The following is a 9,326-nucleotide window of genomic DNA, read 5'->3' as shown; positions in this document are numbered from 1 at the left end:
CCCGCCCCGTTTCCACATTGGCGGTTAGGGTATAGGCGTTAAGGCTGCTGTACACGGTGTCAATGCCGCCTGTGCTGGCGGCGTTGGTTTCCGTGACCACATCCCCGATATTGTCGACATAATAAGCATCGGCACCGTCACCCCCTGCCATGGTGTCGGCACCGGCATCGCCATTTAGGACATTAGCCCCCGCGTTGCCCGTCAGCGTGTCGTTATAGTTACCGCCGTTGAGGTTTTCGATGCCGATAAGGGTATCCGAGCCGGCTCCTAGGGTATTTTGGCTGCCCGCCACCGCCAAACTGACCGTGACGGCACTGGCGGCGTAAAGGTAAGAGGCGGTGTCAACGCCCAGGCTGCCGTCAAGGACATTGTCGCCCGCGCCCGCATAAAGCAGGTTATCAAGGTTATTACCTGTCAGGTTAGCCGTCCCTGCCGACAGCACCCGCCCCGTCTCGACATTGGCGGTTAGGGTATAGGCGTTAAGGCTACTGTTCACAGTGTCGATGCCGCCCGCGTTGGCGGCGTTGGTTTCTGTGACCACGTCACCGGCGTTATCGACAGTATAGCTGTCAGAGCCGTCGCCGCCCACCAGAGTGTCCGCACCGAGCCCACCGCTCAGGGCATTAGCCCCCGCGTTGCCCGTCAGCGTGTCGTTATAGTTGCTGCCATTCAATTTCTCAATGCTGATGAGGGTGTCCGAGCCGGAACCCAGGGTGTTTTGGCTGCCCGCCGCCGCCAAACTGACCGTGACGGCACTGGCGGCGTAAAGGTAAGAGACGGTGTCAACGCCCAAGCCGCCGTCAAGGACATTGTCGCCCGCACCCGCATAGAGCAGGTTAGCAAGGCTATTGCCCGTCATATTGGCCGCCCCCGCCGACAGCACCCGCCCCGTTTCCACATTGGCGGTTAGGGTATAGGCGTTAAGGCTGCTGTACACGGTGTCAATGCCGCCTGTGCTGGCGGCGTTGGTTTCCGTGACCACATCCCCGATATTGTCGGCATAATAAGCGTCGGCACCGTCACCGCCTGCCATGGTGTCGGCACCGGCATCGCCATTTAGGACATTAGCCCCCGCGTTGCCCGTCAGCGTGTCGTTATAGTTGCCGCCATTGAGGTTTTCGATGCCGATAAGGGTGTCCGAGCCAGACCCCAGGGTGTTTTGGCTGCCCGCCACCGCCAAACTGACCGTGACGGCACTGGCGGCGTAAAGGTAAGAGGCGGTGTCAACGCCCAAGCCGCCGTCAAGGACATTGTCGCCCGCGCCCGCATAAAGCAGGTTAGCAAGACCATTACCGGTCATATTGGCTGCCCCCGCCGACAACACCCGCCCCGTCTCCACATTGGCGGTTAAGGTATAAGCACTAATGGAACTGTTGGCTATGTCTACACCTCCGGTGCCGATGTTGGCGTTAGTTTCGATAACGATATCACCAGCATTATCAATATTGTAGTTGTCAGAGCCGTCACCGCCTGTCATGGTATCGGCACCAGCCCCACCGTTCAGGGTATCATCACCCAAACCGCCCGTCAGCGTGTCATTACCTGCGCCGCCACGCAGCTTATCATTGCCGTCGCCCCCATTGATAGCGTCATTCCCCGCCCCACCGTTTACGAAGTCATCACCTATACCCGCATTGATGGTATAGCCACCTGTAGCCGTCGCCGAAATGTTAACGGTATCGTTACCTGCTCCTGTGGATATGGTGTTGATGGCAGCGGTGGTTGCGGCGTTTATAACATCCGCACCCGCACCCGTTGAAATAGTCTGTACCCCCGCCGTTGAGGTGGCAGTCACCGTGACCGCATTGGTACTGGTGCTGGTAATGGTCTGCGCTCCGCCAATGTCCGCCGCCGTCACCATGACCAGTTGCGCGCCACCGCCGCTGCTATCCCCTATCGTCTGCGCCCCCGCCCCTGTGGTAGTGGCTTGTACCGAAGTCAGGCCTACACCGCTGATAGTCAAGGCGCCGGCATCGGAGGTTGCCATTACTGTGGCAGGGCCCATACCCATAACAATAGCCTGCGCCCCGCCCGTGGAGGTGGTGGTGAGTGTGGCGGCTCCGGTAAACGAACTCATGTCCACCGTAATTGCACCAGCACCTGAGCTTGTATCTAAGGCAACTCCTCCCGCAAAAGCGGCTTCAAAAAAAGCCCCTGTGGTCAATGTTTGCGCCCCGGGGCCGGTGGTGTTGATCACCACTTTTTCAATATGGCTGATATGGCTCCAATAACTGTCATTGGGAGTGATCGCGGCAGTGCCAATAGGCGTTACGCTTAAGGTGTCAAAACCCGCGCCGCCATCAAGGGAATCGAGAATACCCCAAGTGCCGGTCGCCCCATCATTATAAGTCCCTACAAAAGTGTCATCGCCAAGCCCGCCGACAAAATTGTCCACATTGTTAGTCAGTGTATAAGTAGTCATACTAATTTTGCTCCTAAGTTATTGTCCGTCGCCACTGTGGACGTAAAAACCGATAGCGGATAGGCCATTCTTATACATGCAAAATTGTCTTTGCTACTGATACAAGCCATATAAGCCTGTTGTCCTACGGTGCGGGTAGTCATAGTCATGCCCATTGTGCTCTCCTGATGAGGTTTTAACGCATATAGCATGTTGCCCGTGAATACATCATGACTCATACAAACGCTATAAATCGTTTGTCCAGTATCCGCTTTTTTCCAGAGGTGTTCTGTGCGTTAGCCAACATATAGAGGCCGAAGCTAATTAAGCTACATAGCCCCGCTACCAATCAAAGCGCGTTCTTACGTTATGCGTTTATTATGTCGCGTGGTCAGCTTCGGCATCTATAATAAGGAGAGGTAAAGATTTACTGTTTGGACGCTAGGAGATGTCCAGAAGCCCGTAATAAAAGGCTTGGGTATTGGATAAGCCTAATAAACCTAAAGGCTAATGGATTTTAGGGGGGATGGAGTGCATTCGCCACGAAAAAAGGTATTTCGGGACGAATGCTGGTCAAGGCTATAGGCTTTGGGCTGAATAAGGTTTACCAAAAAGCCGTTATAATAGGATGTCGCCAGTAGCCAATGTGGTTACCCCGGTCAATTGGATGGCGAACTCTGCCGAGCTGTCGGCATTGGTGTTGCCGTATAACACACCGTCCAAAAACATCAGCTGGCCGGCTGCCGTGAAGCTGGCCGTATTGTCGATAAAACCGGAGAAAGCATTATTGGCGACCGTGGCGGTATTGGCATCTAAGGTGGATAGGTCGATTTTGTCTTGGCCGCTCACGAAATCGGTGATGACATCAGTTGCACCGCTGAGCGTACCCATATCGGATAAGGCGTTGAAGCCAAAAATATCATTGCCGCCACCGCCCGTCAGGGTATCAAACCCCGCACGCCCAACCAATATATTGGCTCCCGCATCGCCCGTCAGCATGTCGTTATAGTTGCTGCCCGTCAGGTTTTCAATGCCGATGAGGGTGTCCGAGCCGGACCCCAGGGTGTTTTGGCTACCCGCCACCGCTAAACTGACACTAACGGCACTGGCGGCGTAAAGATAAAAAACGGTGTCGGTACCTAGGCCACCATCAAGGACATTGTCACCTGCACCCGCAAACAGCCTATTGTCAAGACCGTTGCCCGTCAGGTCAGCTGCACCCGTGGACAGCAGTATGCCATTTTCCAGATTGGTGGCCAGCGTGTAAGCGTTCAAATAACTATACACCCGGTCAATACCACCCACGCTGGCATCGGCATTAGTTTCGATGATGATGTCACTGGCGTTGTCGATAACGTAGAGGTCGGAACCATCACCGCCTGTCAGTGTATCAGCGCCTGTACCGCCGTTCAGGACATCTGTGCCAAGACCGCCGACCAGTATGTCATTTCCCGTACCACCGTTCAGCTTATCATTGCCATCGCTTCCGTCTATTGAGTCATTCCCGCCGCCACCACTGATTAAATCATCACCTGTACCCGCGTTAATGATATAGCCACCCGTAGCTGCGGCTAAGATATGGACAGTATCGTCTCCAGCACCCGTACTGATGGTGTTGGTGGCCGCTGTGGTGGTAGCCGTTATCACATCCGCACCATCCGCCGTTAAAATGGTTTGCACTCCCGCCATAGATTTTGCCGCCACGGTGATAGCGTTGGTGCTGTTGCTGGTAATGGTTTGCGCCCCGCCCGAAGAATCCGCAATCACTGTATTAGTGCCCGTACCCATGATAATAGCCTGTGCGCCCGCCGTAGAAATGACGGTGAGCGAAGTATCTCCGGTAAACGAACCCATATTCACCGAAATCGCGCCTGCATCCGAATTCGTCTTTAAGGTAAGCCCTGCAACCGCAAAGGCGGTTTCAAAAAATGCGCCCGTGGTTAACGTTTGCGCCCCGGGGCCGGTGCTGCCGATCAGCACTTTTTCGATATTGCTGACATGGCTCCAATAGCCATCATCAATAGTAATCGCGGCAACGCCTAACGGGGTTATGCTTAGGGAATCAAAACCCGCGCCGCCATTGAGGTTGTCAAGGACGCTCCAAGTGCCGGTACCGCCATCATTATAAGTTCCCTTAAACGCGTCATCGGCCAATTTGCCAACAAAATTGTCCGAGTTGTTAGTCAGTGTATAAGTGCTCATAATGATTTTTCCTGTCCTAAGTTATTGTTCTTTATTGGTGTGGATAAAACAACAGATAGTGGGGTAACTGGCGCACGTTTGGGATTGCTGTCAGCCCTATAAGCTTGCGGTAGGGTATTGAAGGTAGTAACAGTCATTTTTCTCTCCTAATAAGGATTTAACGCGTATAGCGCGTTGCTTGTGAATACATGACCCATACAAGCGCTATAAATCGTTTGCCCAGTATCCGCTTTTTTTAGGGATATTCCGTGTGTTGGCTAACACAGTTAAATAGCTATAAATTAACGGCGCTGTTATGGAGCGGGCTATAAGAAGGGTAGATTTATTACGGTAAGATGATGGGGGGCTTTATAAACTGGCTACTAAACGGCTTTTAACCGCATCTTGCCAAGCGGCACATACACTAGCAGGCAGCAGAATAAAGCCACACTTGCCGCTTGCCAGCGCACATCGACGTGAAGCCTTTGTTGCTTGGCGAAAGTCGGGCTTTGCAGGGCATCCGCCCACGCGTCCGCACTGGTTAAACGCTGGTAAGATAGCCCGGTTGCCAAGCTTAAGTCTTGGAGGTAGCTTTCTTGTAAGGCGGACAGGTGTTCGTTGCCAACGGCGGTTGCGTCGCCGAACGGGGCGTTGCGGGCGTTATAACCGGGGATTTTTTCAGGATTCAGATCCGCTTCGCCAAATGTCGAACGCTGGGGGACATCATCGGCGCGGTAGAAACCATCCGGTTCGCCCCGTGTGTTAAACTTTGGGATAGGCACGGCTTGCAGGCCGCCGACCCCGACAATCATGCCCGGCACTTTGCCTTTCAGGGCGGAAAAGTCGCTACGGTAGCGTGGGTTGACGGGTGGGGCTTCTTGGCCATCGGTCATAAATACTAGATTAGTGTCACGCTGTTGCAGCAGGGTCAGGCTGTTGAGCAAGCCGCTGGCGATACGGCTGTCGGCGGCCCAAGCCATGCGCCAATCCACTTTGGCTAGTGCCGTGTCGATTTCATTAAAGCCTTGGCAGACTTCGATAGGCTCAAACAATAACGTTGCCCTGCGTTCGGTAAACAGCCCTAAGCCAATTTTCGACTGGCAGGGTAGTTTTGCCAATAGGCCGCGCAGGCTGTATTGCACATACTGCAAGCGGCTGACGGGTTGGTCGCCGATTTTATAATCGGTGGCGTTCATGCTCCGGGTAATGTCAATGATGAAGGTGTAGTTATAGACGGGGCGTGCTTGGTCTTGGGTGGGCCGTACCCATAAGGCCAGCATGGCCAGCACAGCGAAGGCGAGACAGAAAAAGCGGTAATCTTGATAAGTTTTGCTTGAAAACATGGGCGGTTTATCGGTTAACAGGGTATTGTGCGGATAAAAGGCGGGCATAATGTGGGTAGCGGCTTTACGGTAAGCCTCTGGGGAACCCTGGCACAGTCGTCCAAAGCTGTGAGGTTTGGTTAAAGGGGCGGTCATCCTCGCTATTAATTCTCGCCATTTCCGGCAATAAACGCATGGCGACCTCCAGATTATATTTGGCATCCCAATAATGGCTATCTAAGGCTAAGGCCTGACGGTAAGCCTGTTTCGCTAAACTGGCTAAGGGGATTGCGTCATTAAATGCGGCGGCTTCGGTTTTGGCAACGGCTTGAGCCAGATACAGGTTGCCGAGGTTGTAGCGTACCGTGGCCTGCAACGCCGGGTCTGGGGTATCAAGCAATCCGTTCAGGCAGGCCAAGGCTTCTTCGTAACGCCGCTGTTTTTGCCAAGATACGGCTTGTGCCAGACGGACTTCCGGGGCGGCAGTGCCGAAGCCGCTCAGTTTGTTGGTGTGTCCGGCATTGAAATCGGCAATCAGGCCATTGCTGTGGGCGATACTTAATAATGCGCCTAATTGTGCCGCCATTACCCCGCCGCTAATGAGCAGCACGCCGATTAAGAGCTTATGTGTTAGGGGTCTTATCACCGTTGTGCCTCACAAAATTTAGCGGATAACAATAGGGCCAACAAGCCTGTTGCCCAGAGATAGCATAGGCCGGACAAATCCTGTTGGGGGATACGTTCGCGGTAATGCAGGGGAGCGTGTTCCAGGCGGTTAATGTCGGCAATGGCTTGGCGCATGGCATCGGGATTTTCGGCTTGGTAAGCCTGATACGGGATGCCTAAGCTACTAAAAAACAAGTGCAGATGGCGTTCCGGCATGGCTTGAGCGTTATCGTCACGCGCCTCTTGGGGTAGGTCGAAAATGCCCGGACTGTTGGCGGTACGCAAAAATAGCCAGTACAACCGGATTTGTTGTTGTTTGAAATACTGGCGCAAGCGCAATTCGCTGTCAGGGTCTATGGCTGCCGCCCCGTCCGAAACCAACAGCACGATACGCGACCCCGTCAGATTGGGTTGAGCAAAAAAATCTAAGGCCATTGCCAGACCTTTGCTGACATGGGTATACGCTAGGGCAGGGGTGGCCGTGGCGTTGATCGCCGCTTGTAGCGCCGGTTTATTGGCGGTCAACGGTAAGACAAAGAGCGGGGCAGTGCTGTAGGCGGCGATGCCGAATAAGTCGTGCGGGCGTTGTTGGCTGAAGTCACTGAGCAAGCGCCGCGCCGCCGTCGCTTTGGATTCTTCGGAACCGTCCGGGGCTTTGCCCGCAAAGGTGTTGCCCATGCTGTTGCTGCGGTCTAGCAACAGGACGATATTGGCCCCGTGACCGATACGCTCGCGGCTTTGCTCTGTCCGGTGCAGGCCTGCCAAGCCTAAGATTAACGCTGTCAATGCCAGCACCGCGCATAACCGTAAGGCGGCGGCGATTAGGCCCGAGAGCGGGTCGGCGGGCAACATTTCCAGCCACGCGTAAGGAGTGGGGCGTATGCCAGGGTTGGTTAAGGGCAATAGTGCTAAGCCTAAACCTGCCAATAGCCAAGGTGTGGTAAATGCCAAGCTCATCGTTGTCCCCGTTCAATGGCTAAACATAAGTTACACAATTGCCGTAAGGCATGTAAGGCTCCGATGGGGTTGGCGATGCCGTCGGCAAAAAAATGTTGGTTTGACATTTGGAAAAACGTTGCTAACGGCTCTTCGGCTAGCCGATAAGGCGGATGCTGGCGGTAAAATTCCGTCAATCCTGCTTGAAAGACGGGTGTGCCATTGAGGGTGTTTAAAGCCTGATGGAATAGGCTTAAGGCTTCGCCGATTTGTGCGTCCGTTAATTTAACCAGTTTTTTGCCCGTTTGTTTGAAGAGGGAGCGTTTTGGAAAGCCCGGCACATACCCGTAGAGATAGGCCAAATAGGCGGCGCTAGCCAGTACGGTCAGCGTGCTCAGTAACAAGCCTTGTAACAGCACGGTGTTGTCGAGAAACGGGGCGGGTGTATCCGGGCGCATATAGTCGCCGCCATTATCTTTTCTGACCGCCAATTCGCGTAACGGCGATACGGTGAAATGCCAAGCGGGAACGGTTTGTGTGGCGGTATTGCTACCTTGCGCTAAAGGCAGGTTAAAGCTGGGTATGCTTAACATTTTGACTTCCAGCGGGGCGTAAAAGACTTGGTAGAGCAGGTCAATTTCGTAATGGAAGCCGCCGTTGCGGGGTTGGGCGTTTACTGTCAGGTCTGTTAAGTCCAGCCAATAGTTAATAGGGCCTAGTTTGGGCAGGCTGTTACGCTGTAGTTGTACACCGTTGTGGGTGTCAATAATCAGGCGGTGGCGGATGGTGTCGCCGATGACATAGCCGAACGGGCGCGGGGCTAGCAAGGTAACGTCATTGTGCGGCGGTGTTGTACCCGTGCAGGCTGTGGCTAAGCATAGCGGCAGCAATAGGCGGGCGGTAAGCCTAGCGGGTAGGTAAGATTGGAGCAGGCTTTGGCTGCGGATTTTAAAGCGCATCATCATGCCTTGCTCAGAAAATAACGTTGTAGTTGCATGGGGTTAAAACTGTCGGTAAGAAATAACGGCTCGTTGCCGTAACTACGGCAAAGCTGTTGCAAGTTCTGCCGCCTTTGCGCAAAAGCCTGGAGGATTTTTTGCCGTAAGACTGGGCGCATGAACAGTGTCCGCATTGAGCCGCTTTCAGCATCTTGGTAATTGACCAGCCCCCAATTCGGTAAGTTAAGGTAATCCTCAGCCTGCCATAACACCAATGGCACGACATCATGGCGGGCTAAGGCTTGCAATAGCGTTTTTAGCTGGGCAGCGTTAAAGTGGAAGTCAGAGAGGATAAACACTAAAGAACGCTGTAGGGGTAAATGGGATAGGGCTGGTTGCCAGCACAGGCTGGTTGCTGTCAAACGGTGCTGTTGCCATTGCCGGACGAAGGCTTGCAGCCTGCCTAGATGTCGGCAATTGCCCAGCAACCAAGGCTTTTCCGTGCTTGCCCCGCAGCCGATAAAGCTAAAGCGGTCGCCGTAACTGAATGCCGATTGGGCGATGGAGCGGATGCCGTCCAGCATGATGGTTTGCTGGGGCGTTTGGCCGGTTTGGCCCATAGAGGCCGACATATCCGCCAACACCACTACGTCAAAGACGCTAGGTTGCCGATAGGCCCGCACTTTGTAAGTGCCGGACACATCCAACACACTTGCCCGTAAATCAATGCGTCTGGGGTCGGGATGCGCCATTAAGGGTTCATGGCGGTTAAACAATTGGCCGTTATTGGTGCGAAGGCCGCGATGCCCGCCAGGGAATAGCCGATGGCTAGGCACAGACAGGCGGTATTGGAATAATTGAGGGGGCCGTGGGTTCATCTGT

The 9,326-nt window shown here is 54.0% G+C and carries 8 protein-coding genes; all 8 read right to left on the bottom strand.

What is annotated here, in order from left to right; genetic code table 11:
- A partial coding sequence (locus AADEFJLK_RS23825) for a beta strand repeat-containing protein (RefSeq protein WP_282957350.1) occupies window positions 1-2,422 on the bottom strand: 2,422 nt, incomplete at its 3' end.
- Between the two features lie 597 nt (window positions 2,423-3,019).
- The gene (locus AADEFJLK_RS03315) at window positions 3,020-4,603 is read right to left on the bottom strand and encodes a calcium-binding protein (protein WP_103973285.1); all 1,584 of its coding nucleotides are present in this window, start codon (window positions 4,601-4,603) and stop codon (window positions 3,020-3,022) included.
- Window positions 4,600-4,740: a hypothetical protein gene (locus AADEFJLK_RS24330; RefSeq protein ID WP_170065022.1), complete on the bottom strand. Its 141-nt coding sequence runs from the start codon at window positions 4,738-4,740 to the stop codon at window positions 4,600-4,602. The genes AADEFJLK_RS03315 and AADEFJLK_RS24330 overlap by 4 nt, the downstream gene beginning before the upstream one ends.
- A 225-nt stretch (window positions 4,741-4,965) precedes the next feature.
- The gene (locus AADEFJLK_RS03310; RefSeq protein WP_103973604.1) at window positions 4,966-5,925 is read right to left on the bottom strand and encodes a vWA domain-containing protein; all 960 of its coding nucleotides are present in this window, start codon (window positions 5,923-5,925) and stop codon (window positions 4,966-4,968) included.
- A gap of 64 nt (window positions 5,926-5,989) precedes the next feature.
- A complete protein-coding gene (locus AADEFJLK_RS03305) occupies window positions 5,990-6,550 on the bottom strand; it encodes an MxaK protein (RefSeq protein WP_103973284.1) in 561 nt (186 codons plus the stop codon).
- On the bottom strand, window positions 6,547-7,527 hold the full coding sequence (locus tag AADEFJLK_RS03300; protein ID WP_103973283.1) for a vWA domain-containing protein: 981 nt from the start codon (window positions 7,525-7,527) through the stop codon (window positions 6,547-6,549). The genes AADEFJLK_RS03305 and AADEFJLK_RS03300 overlap by 4 nt, the downstream gene beginning before the upstream one ends.
- Entirely contained in the window at window positions 7,524-8,471 is a 948-nt protein-coding gene (locus tag AADEFJLK_RS03295) for a nonribosomal peptide synthetase MxaA (RefSeq protein ID WP_146054499.1), read from the bottom strand. The genes AADEFJLK_RS03300 and AADEFJLK_RS03295 overlap by 4 nt, the downstream gene beginning before the upstream one ends.
- Window positions 8,468-9,322 (bottom strand): DUF58 domain-containing protein, encoded by an 855-nt coding sequence (locus AADEFJLK_RS03290; protein WP_103973281.1) that lies wholly within the window; start codon window positions 9,320-9,322, stop codon window positions 8,468-8,470. The genes AADEFJLK_RS03295 and AADEFJLK_RS03290 overlap by 4 nt, the downstream gene beginning before the upstream one ends.
- Between the last annotated feature and the right edge of the window lie 4 nt (window positions 9,323-9,326).

This window comes from Methylovulum psychrotolerans, from assembly GCF_002923755.1.
Taxonomy (GTDB): domain Bacteria; phylum Pseudomonadota; class Gammaproteobacteria; order Methylococcales; family Methylomonadaceae; genus Methylovulum; species Methylovulum psychrotolerans.
The sequence above is the reverse complement of the archived record's forward strand: the minus strand, read 5'-3'. Positions and strand labels throughout refer to the sequence as shown.

Excerpts from the sequence above, each read along its gene's own strand:
- AADEFJLK_RS03300 (WP_103973283.1), bottom strand. The coding sequence starts at position 7,527 with ATGAGCTTGGCATTTACCACACCTTGGCTATTGGCAGGTTTAGGCTTA.
- AADEFJLK_RS03295 (WP_146054499.1), bottom strand. The coding sequence starts at position 8,471 with ATGATGATGCGCTTTAAAATCCGCAGCCAAAGCCTGCTCCAATCTTAC.
- AADEFJLK_RS24330 (WP_170065022.1), bottom strand. The coding sequence starts at position 4,740 with ATGACTGTTACTACCTTCAATACCCTACCGCAAGCTTATAGGGCTGAC.
- AADEFJLK_RS03290 (WP_103973281.1), bottom strand. The coding sequence starts at position 9,322 with ATGAACCCACGGCCCCCTCAATTATTCCAATACCGCCTGTCTGTGCCT.
- AADEFJLK_RS03310 (WP_103973604.1), bottom strand. The coding sequence starts at position 5,925 with ATGTTTTCAAGCAAAACTTATCAAGATTACCGCTTTTTCTGTCTCGCC.
- AADEFJLK_RS03315 (WP_103973285.1), bottom strand. The coding sequence starts at position 4,603 with ATGAGCACTTATACACTGACTAACAACTCGGACAATTTTGTTGGCAAA.